General features: G+C 36.4%; 18 protein-coding genes. 5 read left to right on the top strand and 13 right to left on the bottom strand.

The features are described 5' to 3' along the window. Positions 1-12 precede the first annotated feature (12 nt). The 3 genes from B3317_RS17285 to B3317_RS17275 all read right to left on the bottom strand — a co-directional run bounded on the left by B3317_RS17285 (position 13) and on the right by B3317_RS17275 (position 4,999). Positions 13-1,329 (bottom strand): hypothetical protein, encoded by a 1,317-nt coding sequence (locus tag B3317_RS17285; RefSeq protein ID WP_291114103.1) that lies wholly within the window; start codon positions 1,327-1,329, stop codon positions 13-15. 8 nt (positions 1,330-1,337) lie between these two features. After that, a complete protein-coding gene (locus B3317_RS17280) occupies positions 1,338-3,749 on the bottom strand; it encodes a TonB-dependent receptor (RefSeq protein ID WP_291114100.1) in 2,412 nt (803 codons plus the stop codon). A gap of 77 nt (positions 3,750-3,826) precedes the next feature. After that, the gene (locus B3317_RS17275) at positions 3,827-4,999 is read right to left on the bottom strand and encodes a hypothetical protein (protein ID WP_291114097.1); all 1,173 of its coding nucleotides are present in this window, start codon (positions 4,997-4,999) and stop codon (positions 3,827-3,829) included. Positions 5,000-5,453: 454 nt separating this feature from the next. Between B3317_RS17275 and B3317_RS17270 the strand changes: the two genes are divergently transcribed. Further along, entirely contained in the window at positions 5,454-6,764 is a 1,311-nt protein-coding gene (locus tag B3317_RS17270) for a sigma-54-dependent transcriptional regulator (RefSeq protein WP_291114094.1), read from the top strand. Here B3317_RS17270 and B3317_RS17265 read toward each other — a convergent pair. Continuing rightward, positions 6,761-9,139 carry a hybrid sensor histidine kinase/response regulator gene (locus B3317_RS17265; RefSeq protein ID WP_291114091.1) on the bottom strand — a complete coding sequence of 793 codons (2,379 nt, stop codon included), beginning with the start codon at positions 9,137-9,139 and terminating at the stop codon, positions 6,761-6,763. The two genes, B3317_RS17270 and B3317_RS17265, sit on opposite strands and share 4 nt — an antisense overlap. 272 nt (positions 9,140-9,411) lie before the next feature. On the opposite strand from B3317_RS17265, the gene B3317_RS17260 reads away from it, so the two are divergent. Next, entirely contained in the window at positions 9,412-9,747 is a 336-nt protein-coding gene (locus B3317_RS17260) for a hypothetical protein (protein ID WP_291114089.1), read from the top strand. Positions 9,748-10,184: 437 nt separating this feature from the next. Here the strand turns inward: B3317_RS17260 and B3317_RS17255 are convergent, their stop codons facing one another. From B3317_RS17255 to B3317_RS17230, 6 genes are all read right to left on the bottom strand, one after another. After that, entirely contained in the window at positions 10,185-11,018 is an 834-nt protein-coding gene (locus B3317_RS17255; protein ID WP_291114087.1) for a class I SAM-dependent methyltransferase, read from the bottom strand. Between the two features lie 238 nt (positions 11,019-11,256). Beyond that, positions 11,257-11,736 carry a DUF4625 domain-containing protein gene (locus B3317_RS17250; RefSeq protein WP_291114084.1) on the bottom strand — a complete coding sequence of 160 codons (480 nt, stop codon included), beginning with the start codon at positions 11,734-11,736 and terminating at the stop codon, positions 11,257-11,259. A 34-nt stretch (positions 11,737-11,770) separates the two neighbouring features. Continuing rightward, complete coding sequence (locus tag B3317_RS17245) at positions 11,771-12,832, bottom strand: DUF4625 domain-containing protein (protein WP_291114081.1); 1,062 nt, start codon at positions 12,830-12,832, stop codon at positions 11,771-11,773. Positions 12,833-12,937: 105 nt separating this feature from the next. After that, positions 12,938-15,283: a TonB-dependent receptor gene (locus B3317_RS17240; protein WP_291114078.1), complete on the bottom strand. Its 2,346-nt coding sequence runs from the start codon at positions 15,281-15,283 to the stop codon at positions 12,938-12,940. A gap of 8 nt (positions 15,284-15,291) precedes the next feature. Continuing rightward, positions 15,292-16,482 (bottom strand): GTP-binding protein, encoded by a 1,191-nt coding sequence (locus tag B3317_RS17235; RefSeq protein ID WP_291114075.1) that lies wholly within the window; start codon positions 16,480-16,482, stop codon positions 15,292-15,294. Between the two features lie 12 nt (positions 16,483-16,494). Then, positions 16,495-17,463, bottom strand: a complete 969-nt coding sequence (locus tag B3317_RS17230; RefSeq protein WP_291114072.1) for a CobW family GTP-binding protein — start codon at positions 17,461-17,463, stop codon at positions 16,495-16,497. 705 nt (positions 17,464-18,168) lie between these two features. On the opposite strand from B3317_RS17230, the gene B3317_RS17225 reads away from it, so the two are divergent. From B3317_RS17225 to B3317_RS17215, 3 genes are read left to right on the top strand one after another with little or no spacing between them, the layout of a single operon-like run. Continuing rightward, positions 18,169-18,804 carry an ABC transporter ATP-binding protein gene (locus B3317_RS17225; RefSeq protein WP_291114068.1) on the top strand — a complete coding sequence of 212 codons (636 nt, stop codon included), beginning with the start codon at positions 18,169-18,171 and terminating at the stop codon, positions 18,802-18,804. 12 nt (positions 18,805-18,816) lie between these two features. After that, on the top strand, positions 18,817-20,073 hold the full coding sequence (locus tag B3317_RS17220) for an ABC transporter permease (protein WP_291114065.1): 1,257 nt from the start codon (positions 18,817-18,819) through the stop codon (positions 20,071-20,073). Beyond that, positions 20,070-20,522 carry a hypothetical protein gene (locus B3317_RS17215; RefSeq protein WP_291114062.1) on the top strand — a complete coding sequence of 151 codons (453 nt, stop codon included), beginning with the start codon at positions 20,070-20,072 and terminating at the stop codon, positions 20,520-20,522. Before B3317_RS17220 ends, B3317_RS17215 begins: the two co-directional genes overlap by 4 nt. A 6-nt stretch (positions 20,523-20,528) precedes the next feature. Here B3317_RS17215 and B3317_RS17210 read toward each other — a convergent pair whose 3' ends face one another. The 3 genes from B3317_RS17210 to B3317_RS17200 are packed head-to-tail and all read right to left on the bottom strand — an operon-like array spanning position 20,529 to position 24,748. Continuing rightward, positions 20,529-20,972, bottom strand: a complete 444-nt coding sequence (locus B3317_RS17210; RefSeq protein WP_291114059.1) for a hypothetical protein — start codon at positions 20,970-20,972, stop codon at positions 20,529-20,531. A gap of 52 nt (positions 20,973-21,024) precedes the next feature. Beyond that, positions 21,025-22,455, bottom strand: coding sequence for a glycoside hydrolase family 125 protein (locus B3317_RS17205; RefSeq protein ID WP_291114056.1), 1,431 nt, complete (start codon positions 22,453-22,455; stop codon positions 21,025-21,027). 31 nt (positions 22,456-22,486) lie between these two features. Next, positions 22,487-24,748 (bottom strand): GH92 family glycosyl hydrolase, encoded by a 2,262-nt coding sequence (locus tag B3317_RS17200; protein ID WP_291114053.1) that lies wholly within the window; start codon positions 24,746-24,748, stop codon positions 22,487-22,489. Positions 24,749-24,755: the final 7 nt, after the last annotated feature.

Genomic DNA, 24,755 nt, shown 5'->3' with positions numbered 1-24,755 from the left:
TGTTATTATTTTTTAATTGGTCAATTTATACAACCTGACCGGTCTATACTTATTTTGCAAAAGCATTTCCTTTACTATTGCGCCATCCCTGTTTATTGAATATATCCCGTTGATATTTTCCGTATTGCTGTTGGGCACACAGATATAAAGTTTATCATCTACAATACTGAATACGTTCATTCGTGCAGACGGGTCAGATGCCGGAATATCTAACTTGCGGATAGACATATCCCGGGGATTTAGTTCATAATACTCCATCTCTATCTTACTCCCTTCCGAATCGCTATCTGAAAAAGTATATTTAATCGTGGATATATGCAGGTATATTTTATTGTTATAGCTGATAATAGACTGAGCAATACGTCCCTTTCCAAAATATTTATCTACGTTAAATTCCCACGTTTTGTCAAAATCCGTTTCCCCTCTTTCTATCCTGAATATTTTAGATTCGGTAGGCGTACCAAATTGGTTCCATCCCCACGAACAGAGATACATATCACCCGATTCGGTCTTAGTTGTAGGATTGTTTTCCGAAACAAAGAAGCCGACTGTACGGGTATTGGGATAACTGATGATTTTCTCTACTTTTTTTGTTTCGATATCTATTACAGCCAAATAAAAATTCGTTTCACTATCCGCTATAATATTAAATCCCACTGTTTCCAGAAATACTACGCTTACATATAACTTTCCTTCTTTTTCATCTAATACCAATGAACCCGTACGCACCATATTATTACCGCTTTCGTCGAGCCATTTAGCATCGGGACGGAAGTTCATTATCGCTTCCTTCAGATCAATTGACCCGGTAGTATTCATTGTGTACGGATTGAACATGTATATGCTCTGCGGAGACAAGCCTTCGTTATAATAAAACCCGAGGTTACGGTCAACAATACATAGTTTACGGGACGGGAACAAGTTATTTTTTCTCAGGTTGAGACTCTCGTTTATAAATACCCGATTACTCATATTAAGGCTTAAGCGATATATACCGGGGGTGGACGACATTCCCTTTTTATCCTTTGCCATAGCAAAGAAATATTTTCCGATAGATTGATGTCCGGCTGAGGTAGACGGATCTGAATTTGTAAACAAAGATTCTTCCGATAATAATTCGTATGGCTCAATATTATTCTTTACCTGATTCATTTCAAATGTGAAGAATCGTGTTATATCCGAGTTGGACGCCTCCTCTACAGCCAGCACATAATTATTAGAGGTGAAGTCCAGACGGGGTGTATTGTCATTTTCAAGATTCTCAACTTCGCACGATTGTATAAAAAAAGAACTGAGAATTATAAAACAGAAGTATTTTAAAGTCTTCATAATCGAATCTATTTGAAGAGATAAACCGCTTTAGCCCAGAAACTGCGTCCGGGATTCTGCATTTTGAAGTTATTATAGATGTCTTTATCAAAAATATTACGCACCTCAAATCCTAATGTCAACCGGCTTTCCTTATATGTCTTCATATCGAAAGAAGTGCCTGCTGTGTGAAGCTGTTGTTGAGGAATAACACGGTCTGTAGAAATTTTCGATTTGCCAAAAAGGCCTAAGAAACCATCAGGCTCGTACTGTTTCTCTATATAATCCAGATAATATTGATGTACATATGAATAATTCCAATAGGTACGAAGTATATTATTCTTACCCAATACATTATTGATAGTATATTCTACACCCAGATTTCCATAATAGAAAGGCGTATTGCTGATACGGGCATCTTTAAAATGCACATCATTTGCATTTTCGTCGAGCGAGCCATTGTATCTGAATTCATTATAAGTAAGATTCCCCGTCAGTCTGAGCTTATCGAAGAAGGTATAGTATCCGTCGAGTTCAATCCCATACCCTTTTACTTTCTCCAGATTGAGGAACAACCCCTGATATTGATTGATTTCCTTGAGCTTTATCAGGTCTGTTGTATTCCTGAAATAAGTATTTATCTCAAAATTGTATTTTGCCGGCTTATGCAGCTTCAGTCCCAGATTGAAATTATTACTTTTCTCAGGTGATAAATCGAGATTGGAAATGATAAAAGTATTATCCCCGAAGATTTCCATCTGGTCGGGTAACCGGTAGGTATTTTCATATGACGCGCGTATCAGAAGGTTATTCAGTATATTATACTTTACTGCCAGAGAGAAACTAAGCCCTTGTTTAGAGATGGATCTGTCTTCATTTACCAATTCGGACGAGCTATATACCGATTCTTTGCCTTTAGTCTGATAGAACAGGGACTTCATTTGTACAATCGTATTCAACTTGTTGTCAAACAATCCGGCATTATACCCTACCCCTACAATCAGACGATTATACGTAATGCGTTTTTTTTCTAAAGGATTGACCTCATCATCTTTCTTGTTGATGAAATAGTTATCAACTACATTAGCGGTAAGTATATGGGACGGGGTGATATGGTAAGACAATAATCCACGATATATCATATTCTGATAATCGGACTCAAGCCCGTTTTTCCCCGGAGCAGATGTATAAACACTCCCTATCTCTGAAGCAGAAGTAGAAGAGTGCGCTACTCCTTTCCAGTCATAATATGTATTCTTCAGTGTATCTACAAACAGATTGTCTATCTTACTATAAACAAGAAAGTGTGTTGTATTCAACCTGCTGTCTATAAAAGATTTCCGGTAAGTAACGGAAGGTATGGCAATCGCTTTTTCGGTACGATAGACTGCACCAAAAGCCCTGTCACGGGTGGTAAAATCATTCTGCATGTCCTGATGCAGGGCAAAGCTGGTCACTCTGAATTGCAAAAGGTCTGCCCACGACAGATTGTCGAAGTTTACATATCCTTCTACAAAATATTGCTTAAACTTATTATGGAATAAACGGGCTTCTATGTATGTATTACGTCCTGTTTCTTCTTCATAATAAGGCAGATTTTTTACCTTGTAATCGTTATCGGAATAATTTCCGAAGGCATACAAACCTACTGATATATTTCTGTTCAACCGCCGGAATCCGTTAATAGTCGCTATGTTCGTATTGAAAGACCCTCTTTCGAATGACACTTGAATCTCTGAATCGTATAACTTACGGCTTACCAGATTTATAGCTCCCCCTAAAGCATCTATCCCTATTTCTGTCGGTAATACACCTTTATAAACCTCCATACGTTCGACAGAATTGACCGGAATTTTGGTTATACCGAAACTTGAACCGAGATAATCCAAGGGAATACCGTCCCGCATCAGTTTGATAGATCTGCCGCTAAACCCGTTTATTATAACCTCATTGCTAGCTCCTAATGCCCCCGTATTACGCAAACGCACGCCCGGACTTGCATTCAGCAAATTTTGAATATTTGTAGCCTTTTCGTGAAAGTGAGTTACATCGATCACTTCTGCCTTGATGGGATTCAATCTGAGTTCATCAATCTTTCTGCTGGCACTTATAGTTACTTCTTTGAGCTCTATGGCCGAAGTTTTTATATGGAAATCCAAAGTATCAGTAGATGCTTTGAGGTCGACAGACTTTACTTCAACATATCCATCCTGATGTAGCGCGTACAGAACATAGGTCCCTGACGGTAAATTGTTGATTGTATACCTGCCCTTAGCATCAGTAAAAGCCCGAGTATCCAATTCTTCAATTATTACTTCTATATTTTCCCGAACTGTATTGTCAACGTATACATGCCCGGAAATACTATGCTTTTTATTTTGAGAATAAGATTGGTATGGGCAAAGCGATATTATTAATATACAGATTAGTATATATTTCATCTCGTTTAAATAAATAAAGTAAAAGAAGGAGTTTCTCCGTTTACTCCTTCCCTACTCTGATTTAGATACTATCTACATTATTTAGTGAAAACCGTATAATTGTCCTTTTTTACAGTAGTACTATTATCGCTTACATCGTCAGCAGATACAGAAGTAAATTCTCTTTTCAGAATATCAGCGCTTACTGTACTTAGATCAAGTTTGGTTTCAGCTTCCTGCCCGGCATTATTTATCACTTCTTGTAATTCCAGTACGAGTGATTTCACATCGTCAGTTATCTGATATGAAGCTTTCCATACAAATTTCATTACAGAGCTTTCCATTGCTCCTTCTCCTTTTGCATAACTTATAATGTATGTTGTATTATCATATTGCCAAGTCGTTTCTTTGGTACTCACAATACCCATTGGAAATGAATATCTGAATTTAAGTACACTCTCATCTTCGAAATAGAGAGTGATAAGTTTAGCAAATTCCAATACCGGATTCTGGGTAGCAAATCCCGGATCATATATTTTCGATCCTATTTTCAGCATCCATGCAGTGCCTGCCAGATTTGCTTTTGTTACCACAGTAGGATCAATTTGTTCCGGCAGTTTAAACGCTGCACCATTCAATTTCAGATTGGGAGATACTTCCGTATCTATTTCCCCGCTGGTCTCCACTAACGTGAATGTTGCTGTTGCTGCCACTTTAGGACGAGTCATTGGGTTTGAAGATTCATCCATTCTATCCTGATCGATACTTACCAATGTTGTTGTGAAGATAAGCACACGTTTGCCATCCAGAGTAGTTTCTTCTAAAGAAGAAGTTTTGGACATTGAAAAGTCATAGGGAGGCATCTGGCTATTAAACTGAACGACTTCAAACGCTTTTCCGTCTTCACTCTGGTTCCATATCCAATATACCTTTCCTGAGCCTCCATACGAGCTGCCGGTTATTAACTTAAATACTTTTCCCGATTTCTGTGTCTGAGAATCTGTGTAATCCTCGTTCGTAAACTCAACACCCGAAGCACTTTCGAACATATAAGGAGCCCAGCCAAAAACATCCATCACATCAGAGAATGTCTCGCTTTTCCACGCTTTGACATTCGATTTGAAGTTTATTTCTTTAATAATCCATTTTCCTTCCAACTTTATACTTTCGGTCGGTATTACCGGATTATTATCATTATCATCATCACTACTGCAAGAATTCAAAAATAATATACTGCATAGAACAAGCAGTACAACTTTAATATTTTTCATATGTTTATTGATTAATATAATTTAATGTTTTGCAAAGGTATTCGATGCATAAGTGAGTCACAATACCTAGAAGTTAGGGTTTTTTAATAAAAAAATAATGATTTATGATTACTTATATATAACTATAAAACAATCTATTATAAAAATAAAATTAAAAACATGTCACATATGTTACAGTATATATATTTTTGCGGCATTAATTATATTTTATTAACATCTTATAAAAATAGTATTTTGAATATTATTATCTTAAATAGATTAATTATCACTTTTTTGAAAAATAACGAATGTGTAGGTAATATCTTTTACTCATATTCTGTTTTTATTAATCATTACTAAAATCAATTAGCCTAACCATATCTTATTTATTAGTGTTAATTAAGAATAAAACCCTTTCGTCTGAAAATAAAAACAAATAATTTTGAAAAAACTTTCCTCTAATTCATAATGAACAATGGCTTCCAAGGTTTTAATTATTGAAGATGACAATACATTCGGAATCGTCCTTAAGAAATGGTTTAACAAAAATGGATTTGATGCATTCGTTAAATCTACTTTGGTTGAAGCTAAAAAGAATCTATTAAAGGCTGATTTCAAGTTAATTATCACCGACCTGAGACTTCCTGACGGAGATGGAATAATGTTGTTGACATGGATCAGAGAGAGGAAAATAAACACTCCTGTAATTGTCATGACCAGCTACGGGGAGGTTCAGAGTGCTGTCGCAGCAATTAAACTGGGAGCTTTCGATTATATGGAAAAGCCTATAAATCCGGACATTCTAAGATCAAAAATAGATGAAGCTCTAAATTATACTCCAATTAAAATACCAAAAGAGAATCCTCCTGCAACAAATATCGTTTATGGCAACAGTACTTTATCCAAACAAATGTACGAGCATATAAAACTAGTTGCACCGACACACCTGTCTGTACTTATAATAGGAGAAAGCGGAACGGGAAAGGAATATACTGCACGGATGATACATGACAACAGCCAAAGAAAACAAGCTCCGTTTGTGGCTGTAGATTGTGGTAGCTTGTCAAAAGAATTGGCGCCAAGCGAACTATTCGGCCATCTGAAAGGATCATTCACCTCTGCTATTGCGGATAAGAAAGGTGTATTTGAACAAGCAGGAGGAGGAACAGTTTTCCTTGACGAAGTGGGAAACTTGTCTTACGAAGTACAAGTTCAGCTGTTAAGAGCCATACAGGAACGAAAAATACGTCCGGTAGGCTCTGCCAGCGACATTAAAGTCGATGTAAGGATGATAGTCGCAACTAATGAAAATTTAGAAACAGCGATCTCGGAAGGGCGTTTTCGTGAAGATTTATATCATCGATTAAATGAGTTTACTTTAATAGTTCCCCCTTTACGCGAGCGAAAAGAGGATATCGTTCTTTTTGCAAATAGTTTTTTAACTGATGCCAACAAAGAATTGGAACGAAATGTAGAGCGATTCTCGGAAGATAGTATGTCCATACTAAAACAATATCGCTGGCCAGGTAATCTACGTGAATTAAGAAATGTTATACGAAGAACTGTATTGTTTGCAAAAGGAACGGAAATTACCCCTGACCTCTTACCTGAATTTATTCAAATCCCTATACAACCAGAACAAACCTTACTGCCGGCAGATGAACGGGAACAAATTCTAAAAGCCCTGAAAATAACGAAAGGAAATAAAACAAAAGCAGCAAACCTACTCAATATAGATAGAAAAACTCTTTATAATAAAATGCATCAATATGGTATGGATATTTAATGAGATTTCAAATAATTTTCAGTTTCAGTTATTATCTGTTCCGCATATTCAATAAGTTCAAGTACATCATCCTCCCATCCGGGATACATTGACATTCCATCTAAACGGTGTGCGTCCAGTTTCTTCAATATATCTAACTTCTCAACTGCTCCGACCTGTATAAACATCGGCTGCATTTTATGGCTAATAAACTGAGCCATGTTATAATCACTATTGAGTACGGCCTGTTTAAGTTTGCCGATATTTTCTGTTGTAGAATCGACAAAAGATGTTAGAACCTCATGCAATGCATCGGAATCTTCTTCCAGCATTTTATTAAGCGAACTAAAGCCTGCTACTCTTTCATCTTTTATTTGTCCTCCGAACAGTAACTTTAAGTCACAGGTTGAAATCGGTTTCTTAATATAGGCTTTAAATCCCATTCTTATAAAATCATCATTATTAATATCTTCCCGGGCCGTAACGACTGTAACCGGTATATTTATTCCACTATATTTTATCCTGTTTAAAACATCAATTCCATTAAAATTCTCCATTTCCATATCCGTCAATATCTCATCATATTGATTGATTTCTGTTATTATATTTTCAAAATCTGCTATATTACCACACATAGAAGGTATATGCCCTAAGTCTGATAACATATTGCGAATAATTATCAAATAAGATATATCATCGTCTACTATTAATATTCTCTTAGGAATAAAAGTTTCATTTATAGAAACTTCACTTACCGGAATAGATATTTCAGTTCTGGTTCCCTTCCCTTCTTCCGAAGTAACTTTTATATTTCCCTGAAATAAATCGACCAAACCTTTTACGACATACATTCCAAATCCTGAACCTTCCGACAAATGTGAATTTTGATCAACCCGGCTAAATGGCTGAAATATATTTTTGATTTGATTTTCAGGAATACCTACGCCTGTATCCTCTATAGTACAATATAATCCGGAATCAGAATATTTTACATTAAACTGAATGAAACCCTCTAATGTATATTTAATTGAATTAGATAATATATTTATTAGTATTTGTTTAATTTTTAAAGAATCGGACGACAATATCAAATTTTTATCGAAGTCAAACGAATAGGCCAATGTAAGATTCTTCTTGTTTGCAAGAGGAATAAACATTTCAACTGTCTGCTGACATAGGGCATGTAGATTAAAGATACGATTCGATATATTCGAAGTACCTTGTTCAATACTCGAAAATTCCAATAGGTTACCTAGCAAAGCAAGGATATATTCTCCCGAATCTTTCATCGTGCGCACTTCATCATGTAGAAACCCATTGCTTGTTTCTTTTAATTCTAACGTTCCTAGTATAGAATTAAGAGGCGTTTTAATATCATGAGAAATAGATAGTAACAATTTATGACGACTATCCATAATTTGCTTAATCCTCAGGTTTGCCCGTTCTACATTCTTTCGCAGTCTATAACTCTTATTTACATCACTTATTATGAGTGATATAAATATAAAAATCAAGATAAGAGAAACGATACTACTTATTATAGAATAAGTATTATTATTACGTATCAGTTGTTCGCTTTTCTGAATTTCATCAAGTCTCGCCTGAACAGTTTGGTTATACAAGCCAATTAGTAATGTAGTGATTTCAGAAGAAATTTCCTGATCTGCTACAATTAGGCTGCTTAGATTTTTTTCGATAGATATAATTCTTTTTACATAGTCGTCTTTGGCTTGTTCTGCTATTTCTGTAACCTCTGTAACTACATGGAGTGTATCGTTTTTCGGCACAGTCAATGTATCCAACCTGGCTGTAGTAATTGAAGTCACAGTATCGGCCCCTTTTGAAGAAGAAAACAATTCCCCCAGTTTCCTCCAGAAGCCTTTTTGGGGCCCCGAATAAATTATAGTATCCTGTACCGTTGTAGTGACCAAGACAGTATCTTTTTTGATAACAGGATCGATTTCTTTTAATATTTCATTTATTGATTCTATGGGATTTTTATTATTAAATTGTTTATTCAAATTTGAAACAATTACCCCTTTTTTTACCAAAAGGTGATTAATTTGTTGTAATTTATCGTTGTGTAATGGATTTATATGACTAAGAGAATCCATTAGCTGTTCGACGATATTCAGGCTTTCATTGAAGGATTTATAATGCCTTATTTGCTTTGTAGACACATACATATTTACTTCCGATTGCGATGCATTTACAGAATCAATCAGTTCGTTGACTAATGATAGCTCTTTATAGTACTGTGAAATACTTCTCTTTTGATCATCAATGTCATCTCTTAGTTTATATATATAAATAAGCATTCCGCCACAAATAAAAGCAACAATTACATATATCAATATAGCTTTGAATCTTATATTTTTTTCGGGAGTTTCTGACATCCTTTTATTATTTATTTCTATTATACATATATAAAACGAACAAATAATAATTCTATTTAGTTTTCCACAGTCTAAATTGTGGAAATTTTCCACAGTTCCACAGTTTCATTTCTGCTATCTGATTAACAACATTCACATATCGCACTGATTTACGGAGCATTACAAAAACAAAGAATATTTATGGTCTTTTTGGCATACCTATTGCAAATTGTATAATGTAACGGAAGTTTACACATTTATACTTATTAATAGTAATTTAAAAATTTGGAGACATGAAAACAATGAAATTAATGATGTTAGCCATTGCGATAGTTTTTGGAACATCAGCTTTTGCAAATGTACAAAGTTTATCAGTTGAGAATAATGCAGTCGTTGCTGTTAGTCAAGCAAATGATGACGGATATGTGGACGTGAAGTTAGAAGATTTGAACGAGAAAGTACAAGCTGCTATTCAAGGGTACACAGAATCATATAATGTCACAGCTCTGGCCTACAATGCAGATAAGAAACTTACTAAAGTAACTTTATCTTCAAAATCAGATGAAAGCATTAAAGTTGTTATTTTGGATGACGAAGGTAAGGAATATGTAGAAACTGCTGCCGAATAAATTATACCCAATCTACATCTGACAATTTTAGTAGATAAAAGGAAATGCTTTCAGCATTTCCTTTTATTTTTTAGAGAATGAGAGAAAAAAGCAATGAAAAATACTAATCAAAATGCTTATTTAATTCGTATATGAGTTTGTCAATATTACCTGGCCATAGAAATATAAACAGGAATAATGTCTTTATAATTTGTGAATCTTCTCTTTATCTTTAAATTCAATAATGCGAGTTCAGGTTACATGTTTAGATTCTTCTTTTTATACAGCGTTCACTTTAATTTTTCAATTAATACTTAGAAATATTATTCAGAGACATACATAAATATAAGAGTTTCACTAACTGTTCCTATTTATCCATGAATGATAATTCAAATAGATATTTTCTCTCCGGAAATACAATCATGATATTCTATTCTTTATAAAAAACTATTTCAACTTCAATTTTTTTTCTGGTCAGAAGTAACACTCAACGAGACAATTTTAGATCCTTTTCCAAAAACGGGAATATAACTTAGCAAGCGAACCATAAAATTATATGGTCGCATACCATGCATAATATAAAATACCTTATCTAATTTTAAATTAGGATGCCATTCTTTAAATATCTGGTTGTTATCAAATCCCCAGGCAAAAATTGCTTTTGACTTTCGCAGGGTATCATGCTTATCCGAATGCCGGCTAAGATACCCGGATAATCCGTCGAAAATAATGGATGCTCCCGGAAAGCGTTTTGATATAGCTGTTAGCAAATTTCTAACCATTTCTTCCGGGAAGTACATAAACACACCTTCTGCTATAAAAATAAAGTGATTATCTGAGTGTTTTTCTTTCAATTTATCCAGCCAATCTATTTCAAAAGCAGACCCAGATATTAAAGATTGATTCTTTCGTACAGGGATTAACTGTTGCCGTAATTGAATGGATTCAGGAATATCCAATTCATAAAAAACTGCTTCAGATGCATTCTTTATCCGGTTATATCTATCATCTAAGCCACAACCGATATTTACAACAATTGTGTTTTTATGAGTAGAAATAAACTTTTCCAACTCGTTGTCAATATATTTCAGACGGACGCAGGTTCCCAGACGACTCATTGTTTTGATTCCCGAATATTTTTCAAATGGATAATCTACCATGTTCATCAATTCTAAACTCTTACTGTCTCCCAAAACAGGATTTTTCTGTTGGGCGTCTAAAGCTCTCATATAGACAGTGATGAAAAGTGTATCAGCTATATTATCACTGATGGAGGGAACTAATTTTCTCATAATTTATATATGATTAGTACCTTACAAAGGTAGAAGTTACAGAAACTAAATTAAATCCCCATTATTTGTGATAATTCCTGTTAAAATAACGATAATTAGGTATCAATGAATATAAGAAATAGGAATATTAAGCATTCGGTTTATTAGTCATATATAGCTATTTACAACTCTTATAAATAGCTATATATGAATTGTTATATTAATTCTAATACTGAAGTCTGAATTATAAAATAAAGGTTTAATTTCTGTCTTTTATTTTTAAACTTATTGCTTTTAATTGTTGCCATCCGGCTTTATCTGTCAGCCGAACCATAAAATGATAATCTCCAGTATCCACATCCTCTGGTATAAAAATTTCATTATCGGCTTCAAAGATATTTTTTCCTAAAGGAATCGAGAAATCCTGATTATAGACAAATGCTTTTACTGGAGTTTTCTTTGGTTCCAAATCACACTCTACATCATCCGTACTATGGGAATGATGATCGAAATTATTATGAATTTCGATATTGTAATTTCCCAATTCCTCATTATCTGTGAATACTGCCCTGAAAGGGAAGCTTTCCCCCCGGTACAAAATCACACAATTTTGTGGATAAGCATTCTTGAAGCCCATATCTATGGAAGGTTTCTCCATATCCCGGCTGTCTTCATCATCATTACTACAAGCCATAGCAAGAAGACAAAAAAGGCTGAATAGTATAATCTTTTTATTCATTCTGTTTTTTTAAGCGAATAGTTTTTATTCAAAATTATTCTCCTGTAATAGTAAGTTTATCTTTTATAGTTTTATTGGCACCTTTAGCATCATTTATCCTTATTTCAATTATATACTCTCCAACAGCAGCTCCGGTTGCCTTCAAGTGTTTATGAAAAGTATATTCTTTTACATCACCTGTTGCAAATTCATCAACATACGTTTCATTGAGTACATAAGTTGTTGGAGTTTCTGCTTTATAGACACGCACGCGAATAGATTTTAACGGATGTGTTGCATTCACTTTAAACTCGGTATGAATGTTAGATGCTACGGCTGAATTATTGCTTCCTATTTCTAAGCCGGATATAGCAATCCCTGTTTCTTTAACTTCTATATCCATCGATTTTTCAAGAGACTTTCCGCTTTTATCATATACTTGGAAGTGAAGGTGGTAATCCCCGGCAGGAGTATTATCAGGTATAAGTAAGTGCTTATGGAAATCTTTTAGTTCAGTTTCACCTGCATAGGTATAAGTCGTATCCAATTCAAAAGCAGCAGTTCCACCTTCGCTGTGAATTTCTACAAATATCCTGTCAATCCCTTTTTCCGCTTTAATAGATGCAGCCTCTATCACCGGAGCAGTACCGATATATCCGGTTTTGTCATCCGGAAAATCATGACCAGATCCGAAAATAAGCCCGTCAATAGAAATAGACACTTCTGCTTCTTTGAGAGTTAATTCAGATTCAGCCGTAGCTGTTTGTCCAAATTGATCCACTACAACTAAGTGTAAATGGTATTTTCCTGCCGGAGCATCCGCCGGAATGTCCAGATGTTCATGGAATGTTGCATTTTTATTCCCCACATACTTGGAATCAGTATACACTTTTCCAAACTCATACGTACCATCAATCTGATGTATTTCCACTTCAATTTCTTTTATCAGGCCTTCAGCCAGGATTGTAGCTTCAATATGCGCATCTGTTCCTATATAGGCCGTTTGGTCATTAGGTGAATCGTGGCCGGAACCTAATTCCAATATCTGAACTGTTGGCTTAGCTGGATTGTCATCATCGTCATCACTACTACAAGACGAAAAAACTAGTAAGGACATGTTTAAAAGAAGGATTGCTCCCCATAAAAATTTTTGTTTCATAATACATTAATTAAGTAGGCTGTATATGCCCGGTTAGAAAATAAAAATATTAAGTGTATTCATTTAAAAATTATATCCGATCATAATTGATATATTTCGTCCCGGTTCCGGAACATCTATCAGCCGATAATAACTTGTATGGTCGTAATACCTCCTATTCAATAGATTTTGCCCCTGCAGACGTAATTTTATTTGGTTTCGGTTTATCTGCCAGCTACGCCCCAACGACAGATTTATCGTCTGGTATCCTTTTGTTTTGTTTTCAGGAGGTACTATTCTGTTTTGAGAACCTACAATATTATATTCCAGCCGGATATTTCCATCTGTTCCGAATATCTTATTTTGAGGATGATAAGCAACAATAAAATTGGAAGACCATGGAGGAGAGAAGGGAAGCGTATATCCTTTCTTATCGCCTGAAAGTTGTTCGGCATATAAGTACTCGCCTTCTATTCCCAATGTGATCTGATGATTTAGTTTGTATTCCAGACTGGTCTCAAATCCATATCTTATTATTTTTGCCTGTGTATAGTAATACATCTGTAAACCTTCATAATATCCCGATGTCGGATTCAAATAAATATAGTTGGGAAAATAATTCAAGTAAGGCTCCAACCGGATATCCAAGACATCATTTTTCCAATTGATACCCATATCTATCTGATAAGATTCTTCCGGATTCAGGTTCTTATCCCCTTTTTCGTAGCGGAATATGTGATAGTTCACCCCATCAGACCCCAGCTCTTTTGGAGTAGGAGCGCGGAAACTTTTACCTGCATTGGCTTTAAGCATCCAATTATCTTTATTGTAATTAATGCCTACCGACCAGGTGAAGCTATTGAAACTCCTTTTCAGGTTGGCAGCCCGTTCCTTATATACCCAGTCTCCATTTTCCACAGGTGTTTGATACCAGTCGTGATAACTGTCTGTATGAATCTTCGTCCTGTCTATCCGTATTCCGGAATTAATAATTAAGCTTTCTGATAAGGAATAACGATCATAGAGAAAAACTCCTATATTGGTTGTTCGAAAATCAGGAATAATAAACCCCCATCCATCTCTTGAGTTATGCTGATATTCCGAATTAATTCCACCTTGTAAACTGTGCTTATTCTTTATTGGCAGTTTAAATAAGATATTGGATGTATATGTATTTTTATTAAACTTACGCTCCAACGCATCGGACGGGATAGGCATATATCCGTGTGATACAGGCTCTGACAATTCTTTTCTCAGATTGTTCTGATAAGCAAAATTACCTTCAAGATGCAGTGTTCCCAGCTGTAAATGGGAGTTGTTGATTACCTTGAAGTGATTAACCGAATGGTAGGGTAAATCAATATCCCTAGAGGATTTGTCGTAATCAATACCGGACATGTGTACCTCCAGGCCATGCGCATCGGCAAAGAAGCCGCTCTTTGAATATACATCCGATATCAGAAAGTTACTGCGAAATTTCTCATTTATGTATCCCAGTGTAACTCCTGCATTTTGATCTCTCCCGGCTGTATTCCGTAATCGTCTATCTTTGAGCTTTATATAATAAGAATAGTACTGTATACTATCAGTAGGGACTTTATAATCACCATAATCTACATAGGTGGCATTAACTTTATAATAAAACTTATTGTTTCGTCCGGCTATCAGACCGGAAAAACCAAGCGATTCATTATTGCTTCTTCCGTAGAAATTTATATTCCCTTCGGTTTTGGTTGAAGGAATATAATTATTACGTAAACTTATTACTCCACCTATGGCGTCGCCACCATACAATAACGAACCCGGGCCTTTTAGAATTTCAATATCATCGACCGAAAACTGGTCTATTTCCAATCCGTGATCCTCACCCCATTGCTGTCCTTCGTGTTTGATCCCATTTTCGGTAACCATCATCCTGTTAAAGCCAAATCCTCTGATAGCCGGTTTTGATTGCCCCGAACCGATAGTCATTGCTCTGACACCCGGTATTTTCTCTAAACTTTGCATCAGACTTCCCGAGAAATTATCTTCAATATATGATTTATCGGCCTTAACGATATTCAGAGATGATTTCATTTGAAAGTTTTTCCTGCTATCAGCGCTTACTGTGACCTCATTCAGTTCTATATCATTCTTTTTAAGAATAAAATCCCGGTGCATATTATTATCCACGCTTAATTGTGTTGACATAGGGAAATAGCCTAAAGCATCAATATGGATTGTTATAGTCCCGGATGTTGATAGCATGAGTTCAAAGTATCCGTTCCGGTCGCTTCGGGTTACTTTATTAACCCCTACAACCGAAACTGTAACAGCTTCTATCGGTACTCTTTCATCGTTCATAATAAATCCGCTGATTTTAATTGAAGATTGTGCCGAAAGATTGATACCCATAAAAAGAAAAACCAGATATGTATAAATAAATTTCATTCGCTTTTTTATAAAAAATCCCAGTTGTTATCCGTCAGTAGTTGATTCTGATAAGCATTGTATTCAATGTCTGTGCAAAGACAAGATTCCATTTCCGCTCTTATCTTCTTTTCATCCATATTTTGTCCGATAAATACAATTTCATTCATACGGTCTCCCCATTTCTTATCCCACCGGCTCAATATATATTCTTCATTTGCCTGAAATGAAGGATGCTGATTTCTTTCTTTTATAGGGAAAGATGCCCACCAGGAACCAATCCGTTCCACGACAATAGATCCTCCGGCCTGACTAAGCAACAATGCTTCGTCTTTGCGGCTTGCCAGCCAGAAAAATCCTTTGCTGCGGACAATGCCTGCATCCCAATGTTTGCTAAGATATTCCCTGAATCTTCGAGGGTGTAAAGGACGGTGCTCTCTGAGAACAAATGAACCGATACCGTATTCATCTGTTTCGGGAATATGTTTGTTCTGCAATTCGTTCTGCCATCCCGAACTTTGGGCAGCTTCTACAAAATCGAATAGATGTGTATTGAGAATCTCTTTAGGATCAATCTTGCCATGATCGGCTAAAATAATCTTCGCACCGGGGTTTAATTTACGGATAATGCTCTTCATTTCTTCCTGTTGATGTACAGATATCAGGTCTACCTTATTCAATATGATGACATTCGCAAATTCGATCTGTTCTACTAAAAGATCTACAATGGAGCGTTCACTGATCGTATTGTCAGGGTCTCTGTCTGTTAATGTTTCGGACGATCCGAAATCGTTATAAAAATTGAATCCATCGACAACGGTTACCATTGTATCCAGACGTGAAATTTTCGTCAGGTCAACGCCCAAATCTTCAAAGGCATAGCTGAATGACTGTGCGATAGGCATAGGCTCTGCTATCCCTGTTCCTTCGATCAATAAATAATCGAATTTGCCATTTTCGACCAAACGGGTTACCTCTTTTACCAAATCGTCCCGCAGCGTACAGCATATACAACCATTGCTAAGCTGTACCAGCTTTTCCTCTGTGCGGGAAAGAGTAGAGCCTCTTTCCACTAATTGAGCATCAATATTGACTTCGCTCATATCATTGACTATGACAGCGACCTTCATATTCTCACGGTTATTGAGAATATGGTTTAATATGGTTGTCTTTCCGGCCCCCAAAAAGCCACTTAAGACTGTTACAGGTATTTTGTTCATTGTTTTATTATTTTATTCTGCTCTTAATTTGTATATGTTTTCTTCTATTTCCAGATTATCGAGATTGCGGCCAATGAATACGAGTTTGCAATAACGTTCTTCATTAGACTGCCACAAATCGCCTTTATCAAATACATAATTATCCTTTATTGCATGTAAAATGCATTTCTCAGGCACATCTTTAAAACTGAGAATACCTTTTACCCGGTACGGCCTGTATTTGGCAAAGAAGAGGATAGTCTCGAACCAAAAGCGGAAACGTTCAAAGTCCAAGTCTCCGGGAATGGAGATTCCAACCGATTTTATATCATGCTTCACATTATTATTACCCAGAAAGGTAAGATTCTTAAAAGAAGAGACGGATTGTTCGATTTTTCTGCCCAAATACTGACAAGTATCCAGAATTTCAACCTGAGAGATATCCGCTTTTGAAGTTGGATATATTCTAGCCAGTTGATTGAATTCCTGCATCCTATCTTTTAATTCATCGGAATATCCTGTTCTTACCAGATCTACTTTATTCAACAAAATGATATCAGCTATAGCTAGTTGTTTACGCACTTCGGGTTCCGAATTTATCAGGTCCTCAATATTAACTGCATCTACCAGACAAATCACAGAATCAATAGCAAAACGTTCTATGATCTCATAATCAGACAGAAAAGCATTTACGATGGATATGGGGTCGGCGATTCCCGTTGTTTCTATCAATAAGTGGTTGAAATCATAATTCCCTGTCAACAACTTGTTTATAAGTTCATAAAAATCATTATTTAAAGAACAGCAGATACAGCCGTTGGAGAGTTCGAATATATTCTCATCAGCTCCGATAATAAAACTTCCGTCCAGACCGATCTCTCCAAATTCATTTTCGATAATTGCGAACTTTTTCTCCGGATATTCTTTTATCAGGTTGTTTATTAAAGTAGTTTTCCCGGCTCCTAAAAATCCGGTTATTATTGTCACAGGGATCTTGCCCATTATTATTTAATTTAATTAGATAATCAGTTTAGTTCTATTTTTGGATTTATGATTGCTCCATCGATTTAAATTTTGTCCAAATCAGCGCATTAATACAGGCAACTACGCAGATATTACCTCCGGGTCGGATCAAAGATCCGTATGCCGCCATAGAATTAAATAACAACACCGTCTATTTCTTCTTCAGATGAATTATTACATGCTTTACAAATTCCCGTTATAGTTATGCTACGCGTCTTTTCTTTATATCCTTGCGGAACGACCGGAAACTGAGTTTTTATTTCCACATCAGCTATTCTTTGGCACTCGGTACAATAAAATTGAACTGCTGTTTCATTGTTTTTGATTCTCCGGACAAAAAGTGTATTTGATTATTTTGCCCTGAGTAATCATTCCTTGAATAATTTTTGTATCCAACAGACTTTTTATTGAGCGATAGAATGTTACCCTGTCAACTTCATGTATTCTTTTTTTTATATCAGATTCACTCAAAGGGGCCTCACTACTTATAATCGTATTCAAAATTGCAATCCGGGCTGATGTCCCTTTTAAGTTATTCCGGTGTAATATATCTTTGACTGAATCCATCTCAGTATGTTTTTAAATCAATCTTGAAATAACATTGTTGCAAATGTAATAAAAATTCATTTGCAACAATGTTGCGAATTAAAAAATTAATTACTTTTGTTGAAAATATTATTGGTTATGGATAAGAGTTTAGCTACAGATAATATACAGTATTCTTATAATCAAGAATATACGTTCAAATTTCCAAATATTTCGTGTAAAAAAGGAAGCCATTTACTTGTTGCAGGCCCGTCGGGTTGCGGGAAGACAACATTATTACACCTGATAGCAGGTTTAATAAGCCCCAAAAGCGGAAATATTTATGTAAAAGGGACGGATATCACTAGGTTAAGAAGTAAAGAACTAGACAGATATAGAGGACGGGAAATTGGAATAGTTTTCCAAGTTCCCCATTTTATAAAATCATTAACAGCCGAAGAAAATTTAATGATGGCAGCATCCCTTAATAACCTGCCAGTAGAGAAGACTTATCTGGACAATCTGTTCCATTCTTTGAATATCAGCCGCTGCCGGAAAAGTAAAACAAACGAAATGAGCCAAGGAGAACTACAGCGATTATCCATCGCCAGAGCAGTAATCAATAAACCATCTCTTATACTTGCCGACGAACCTACATCAAGTCTTGATGATAAAAATTGCAAAGAAGCTGTCGGACTTCTTCAGAATAAGGCAGAAGAGCTTGGGACCAGTTTAATAATAGTAACTCATGACAGCCGGCTTATTTCTGATTTTTCCCAGATCATCCATTTATAATCATTAAAGACAATGAATATTATACAATTCAATTATAAGCAAATAAAGAGTCGCCCGTTATCCTCGGTTTTAAATATTATTCTTTTTGCAACAGGAATCACTATAATCTCTTTGGTTTTTCTCTTAAAAGAATCTTTTGAAAACCAGATATATAAAAATGCCGGAGGGATAGATCTTGTTGTGGGTGCCAAGGGGAGTCCCCTACAGCTAATATTGTCAGGCATTTATCATGTTGACTACCCAACGGGAAATATAGATTACAATGAGGCAATAGAATTAAGCAAGAATCCTTTAATAAAACAGGCAATTCCACTTGCTCTTGGCGATAATTTCAAAGGGTTTCGTATTGTCGGTACCAATAAGGCATACCCTGATATTTACAAAGGACAATTAAAAACAGGAAGCTTATGGCAAAAAGACTTTGACGTTACAATCGGCTCAAAAGTCGCTTCAAAGACAGGATTAGCAATAGGTCGTCAATTTGCAGGAGTCCACGGTCTATCTGCTGAATCGGACCATGTACATGAAAGTACTCCTTATACGGTAACCGGCATCTTTAAAGAAACAGGAACAGTCCTTGACCAGTTGATCTTAACCAATGTTGAGAGCGTATGGAAAATACATGAACACCATCATGACCATAGTAAGTCTGGAGATCATCACAATTGTGACCATGAGCACAATAAAGAAGGGGGGCATACTCACGAACATGATGAACAAGCGGATAATCCAAAAGAAATAACATCTTTGCTCATTCAATACCAGAATCCGATGGGAACCATAACTTTGCCACGCCTTATTAATAAATCGACCAATATGCAGGCTGCATCGCCTGTACAGGAAATAAACCGTCTGTACTCATTGCTTGGTATAGGCATTGAAGCTTTAACATATATAAGCGGATTTATTATATTTATTTCCGCTCTGAGTATTTTCATTTCACTGCTGAACTCCCTGAAAGATCGGGAATATGAGCTGGCACTGATACGTGTCATGGGAGGAAGTCGCTTTAGATTGTTTGGCTGTATCGTTTTAGAAGGAGTAAGCTTTGTTATTCTCGGTTATATAATCGGATTCGTAATCAGTCGTTTAGCAATGTTCTCCTTATCTTCTTATACTGACAATAATTTTAATTATAGCCTGCTGGAGTGGGTAACTTTAACTGACTTATCTCTATTATCCGTTTCGTTGGTTATAGGCCTCATAGCAGCATTTATACCGGCACTTAAAGCAATGAATGCCAACATCTCAAAAATATTAGGCCAATGAAAAAAGTAATTCTCTTTGTCATTTTTATTTTCTGGTTTTGTTTGTTAAAAGCCCAGAAACCAATAGCCTGGCAGGCTTTGAATGACGTATATTGGAAGCGTAGCTATGTAAAAGCATTAGATGGATATTACGATATCCCTCATTTTGGATCAGGTATTGAAGCTTTGAATAAAAAAGAGATATCGATCAAAGGTTTTTATGTTCCGATCGATATGGAAGGAAAAATGTTTGCTTTGTCAAAGTCTCCGTCCTCCATGTGTTTTTTTTGTGGGACAGGCGGTATAGAAACGGTTATGGAAATATTTGTCAAAAAAGGATATAAGGAGCTAAGACGGGTTAAAACGGATAAGTATATAGAAATTAAAGGTATACTGGTTATAAATCGGGATGACCCAAATCATCTGATGTACCTATTGAAAGATGCAGAATTAGTAAAGATTATTAAATAAATAGTATTAACGAGTACCAACAAATTCTAACCGAACAATATCTTCTATAGTACCTCCGAATAAATCCAAATGACCTCTATCGTTCATCTTGAATGTACCGATGATATATACATAATGATCATTGTAATCCATAATATTCTTACCCTGTGTCAACTTCTCTGAAAAGTCTACCCAAAAAGAATTATTATAAATATTGTTTTTGAAATCTTCTTGGTGTAAATATAAAGCGTTGCCCTCGAATTCTAAATGCAGATACCCTATTACCTGAAGCATTTTGCCATCGTATTTCTCTGGGTTAGCAATGAGCTTTATTAATGAAGTAGTTTCGTAAATATTGAAATCCCATGGGCTTGGATCTATATATCTAATTGAATCTGTATTGGTCTGGGCAAAAACGGATGAACAGCTAAAAGCCAGAAAAGCGATAAAACTATAAATATATTTCTTCATTGGTTCTTCTTGATTATTGACATAAAAGTACAAAAATATTTTCTCTAAATAATTAATCTATTGAGTTTAGAATATCAAGTTTCCCATCGTTAATAATTTTTATAACAAGTTCTCCGAAAAGCGTATTCTGCCAGGCGAACCATTCGCGGGTAAATTCATTAGGATCATCTTTGTGAAATGATTCGTGTATAAATCCTTTTCCGGCATCTGTATTCAGAAGAGATTCCATACACATCTTAATTTCGACATCATCCTGGGAAGTGAAGGCTTTCATCATAATGCTCATAGGCCATATCATATCATATCGTCCTATATGTGGACTGCCGATTCCTTCTCCAGCTCTTCCTTTGAAAAAATATGGATTGTCATCACTCCATATAAAACGGCGGGTATTCTGATAAACAGGATCATTGATATCTACATCGCCAAGATAGGACATTGCCAGCAGGCTTGGAACATTCGGATCATCCATAAGGCAATAATTTCCAAAACCATCAACTTCATACGCATATATCGGCCCATATTTCGGATGTTCATATATGGCATATTTTTTTAGTGCGGTTTCAATCTCGTCAGCCAGGGCTATACATTCTTCCGCCAAATTGCTGTTCTTGTTAACAGACAGGAGTATATCGGCCGCTTTACGCAATGTTGTTACCGCCATAAAATTGGATGGGATAAGAAACTCATAAGATGTGGCATCGTCTGACGGACGAAAAGATGAAGCAATCAGTCCGACAGGTCTTACAGGGTTTCCCCAACCGCGGTTGTTCTTAGTATCGAGTTGTCTATCGGTCATTCGTAAAAAGAAATATTCTCCCGGATTTTCTTTGCGCTGCTGTTCTTTCATCGTTTTCAATACATTTTCGATCGCCCTTATCCAAGTCTCACCGAAAACGACAGTATCTCCTGTGGTTTTCCAGTATTCATAGGCTAAGCGGATAGGATAACAGTGTGAGTCTATCTCCCATTTGCGTTCGTAAACAAGAGGGTTTGCCGGTTCGTTAGTTACATCGCTTGCCCAACGGCTGTCTTTCACCGGGCCATCATTGAAAGCATTAGCATATGGATCTATAGTAAGGCAAATAAACTGGCGGTTGATAACCCCGGCAAGCATCTGTTTAAGCTTTGGATCACGGTTGGCAAATTGTACATAAGGCCATACCTGAGCTCCTGAATCACGTAGCCACATAGCATGAATGTCCCCTGTATACACAAAGGTGTCGGGTATACCGTCTGTCATCCGGAAATGGACTGTAGTTTCCAATGTATTTGGAAAACAGTTCTCAAACATCCATCTCAACTTAGGATTAGTTAATAAGTTTGTTATCAGGGTTATTTCATCCTCTATCACCTGCGATGTGAAAAGCCGCTTTTCCAATGGTTTCCGTTGAGAAACATAATCAGGCGTAATTTGAGCCTTTAATGAAAGAGCTCCTAATGTTGAAAACAATAAAAATGATATAAATAGTTTTAGGCTCATCTTGTCTGTTTATTTATAGTTAACTTTCCTATTATTCAAACCATACAGCAGGCTTTGTGCCCATTTCAAATTCCAGTTTTCCTCCATTCGATATGTCGGAGAAATTAATATATGGCAACCTATATGACTTCCCATTAAGTTTCAAAGATTGAATATATTTATTTTCTGTTGAATTATTATGGGCGACAATGGTAAACAATCTATCCTTTCCGACATTCAATATAGCCTCATCAACTATTGGCGACCCGAAATAATAACGACCGCCGGCAGGTTCAACCTGATAAAATCCGAGAGCCGATAAGATATACCAAGCCGACATTTGACCTACATCCTCATTCCCAGATAATCCATCCGGTTGATTATGGTAAAGTTCCGCAAGTACCTGTCTTACCAAACCGGCTGTTTTCCATGGTTGTCCCGTCATTGTATATAGGTAAAGTACATGATGGCTGGGCTCGTTACCATGGGCATATTGTCCTATAAGTCCACTGATATCCGGGGAAGCTTCTTCTCCCATATCACCCTCGATGATAAACAAAGAATCAAGTTTCTGATGAAAATTCTCACGAGAGCCGAATAGTCCGGTAAGTCCCTCTATGTCGTGAGGCACCAGCCATGTATACTGCCATGCGTTACCTTCGGTATAGTCATCTTCCCTATGGGTAGAATGGATAGGATTGAATGGAGTACGCCATTTTCCATCAGAAGAAAGTCCTCTTAAAAAATGACTTTGTGTATCAAAATAATACCTATATGCTTTGCTTCTGTTATTGAAGTATTGGTAATCCATTTTCTTATCATTTTTTTGTGCCACCTGAGCCAAAGCCCAGTCTGCCAATGCATATTCGAGACATGTCGCTACCGATTCATTGTATTTATCAAACGGGATATAACCATACTTTTTGTATAAGTCCAGTCCCCGTTCATCCAGTGTGGCTGATATTTTCATTGCGTCATATGCCAGATCATAATCAAAACCGGTAAAACCCTTCAGTATGGCATCTGCGACAACCGGAATAGCTGGATTGCCAACCATACAGTTCGTTTCGCACCCCATCAGATGCCAAACCGGGAGCTTGCCCTGTTGTTTATATATATGCAGCATCGTATTTACCATATCAGGAACTTTCTCGGGATGGATTATTGTCATCAACGGATGTGCAGCACGATAAGTATCCCACAATGAAAAGGTAGTATAATTAGTAAATCCGTCATCCGAATGAGATTGTCCATCAGCTCCCCGGTAATCTCCGTTCACATCATTAAAAACTGACGGAGCAATCATTGTATGGTAAAGTCCGGTATAAAATATCTTCTTTACATTCTCGTCTCCGGTTTTTATTTTTATTTTCGACAATTCCTCATTCCAGGCATTGTAAGCATTTTGTTTTACTTGATCGAAATCCCATGCAGGAAGTTCAGCCTTCATATTCAGCATTGCATTTTCGATACTTACAGGAGATAAAGCCACTTTAATATAAAGCGGTTCTATACCTATATTTCCATAAAAAGCTTCCCCATATACTTGCTTCGATGTAAATGACTTATCTTCTTTCGGTATATTTTTATCATAGAGTTGGAATTTATTAAAAGGACGGGAAAATTCCACAACAAAGTATATTCGCTGATCGTTGGCCCAACCTTTCGAATACCGGTATCCGGCAACGGTGCTATTGTTTAATACGGTCAGGGTTCCTTCTACCGGGCTATCCCAGCAGGTACCGTTTTCCACATCTATGACAATACGGGCATCGTTGGTTTCCTCTTCAAAAGTATATTTGTGGAATCCCACTCTTTGAGTTGCTGTCAGTTCTACATTTACATTGTAACGGTCGAGGAATGTGGCGTAATAACCGGGAGCAAAATGTTCATTAGCATGACTGAAGTAAGACCACATCCCCGTATCATAACTATCTTGTGTGCCACGGCTATGGTTTACAGTACCTGTTGCAGGCATCAGTACAATATCACTCAGGTCTCCTATACCGGTACCACTCAGATGCAAATGGCTGAATCCGATAACCGTTGTATCGGATATGTGATAACCGGATGTCCAGTCCCATGTTTGGGGGATACTTGTCGGTCCTAGTTGTACCAATCCGAAAGGGACATTCGCCCCCATAAAAACATGGCCGTGCCCACCGGTGCCAATACGTTGATCAACATATTTTGCAAAATCATTTTCTTCAACATGTTGATCCATATTTTTACAGGAAGAGGCAAGCACAGCCAAACCAAACAATACATAGCCTAATACTCCAAGCTTCTTTATTTGAATATGATTTCCTTTCATTTTCTGA

Source organism: Dysgonomonas sp. UBA7710 (assembly GCF_002482385.1).
In the GTDB taxonomy this organism is placed as follows: domain Bacteria; phylum Bacteroidota; class Bacteroidia; order Bacteroidales; family Dysgonomonadaceae; genus Dysgonomonas.
Note: the sequence above shows the minus strand (reverse complement) of the source record. Positions and strands in the feature narration are given on the sequence as shown.

Coding starts and splice junctions, on each gene's coding strand:
- B3317_RS17285 (WP_291114103.1), bottom strand. CDS start 1,329: ATGAAGACTTTAAAATACTTCTGTTTTATAATTCTCAGTTCTTTTTTT.
- B3317_RS17280 (WP_291114100.1), bottom strand. CDS start 3,749: ATGAAATATATACTAATCTGTATATTAATAATATCGCTTTGCCCATAC.
- B3317_RS17275 (WP_291114097.1), bottom strand. CDS start 4,999: ATGAAAAATATTAAAGTTGTACTGCTTGTTCTATGCAGTATATTATTT.
- B3317_RS17270 (WP_291114094.1), top strand. CDS start 5,454: ATGGCTTCCAAGGTTTTAATTATTGAAGATGACAATACATTCGGAATC.
- B3317_RS17265 (WP_291114091.1), bottom strand. CDS start 9,139: ATGTCAGAAACTCCCGAAAAAAATATAAGATTCAAAGCTATATTGATA.
- B3317_RS17260 (WP_291114089.1), top strand. CDS start 9,412: ATGAAAACAATGAAATTAATGATGTTAGCCATTGCGATAGTTTTTGGA.
- B3317_RS17255 (WP_291114087.1), bottom strand. CDS start 11,018: ATGAGAAAATTAGTTCCCTCCATCAGTGATAATATAGCTGATACACTT.
- B3317_RS17250 (WP_291114084.1), bottom strand. CDS start 11,736: ATGAATAAAAAGATTATACTATTCAGCCTTTTTTGTCTTCTTGCTATG.
- B3317_RS17245 (WP_291114081.1), bottom strand. CDS start 12,832: ATGTCCTTACTAGTTTTTTCGTCTTGTAGTAGTGATGACGATGATGAC.
- B3317_RS17240 (WP_291114078.1), bottom strand. CDS start 15,283: ATGAAATTTATTTATACATATCTGGTTTTTCTTTTTATGGGTATCAAT.
- B3317_RS17235 (WP_291114075.1), bottom strand. CDS start 16,482: ATGAACAAAATACCTGTAACAGTCTTAAGTGGCTTTTTGGGGGCCGGA.
- B3317_RS17230 (WP_291114072.1), bottom strand. CDS start 17,463: ATGGGCAAGATCCCTGTGACAATAATAACCGGATTTTTAGGAGCCGGG.
- B3317_RS17225 (WP_291114068.1), top strand. CDS start 18,169: ATGGATAAGAGTTTAGCTACAGATAATATACAGTATTCTTATAATCAA.
- B3317_RS17220 (WP_291114065.1), top strand. CDS start 18,817: ATGAATATTATACAATTCAATTATAAGCAAATAAAGAGTCGCCCGTTA.
- B3317_RS17215 (WP_291114062.1), top strand. CDS start 20,070: ATGAAAAAAGTAATTCTCTTTGTCATTTTTATTTTCTGGTTTTGTTTG.
- B3317_RS17210 (WP_291114059.1), bottom strand. CDS start 20,972: ATGAAGAAATATATTTATAGTTTTATCGCTTTTCTGGCTTTTAGCTGT.
- B3317_RS17205 (WP_291114056.1), bottom strand. CDS start 22,455: ATGAGCCTAAAACTATTTATATCATTTTTATTGTTTTCAACATTAGGA.
- B3317_RS17200 (WP_291114053.1), bottom strand. CDS start 24,748: ATGAAAGGAAATCATATTCAAATAAAGAAGCTTGGAGTATTAGGCTAT.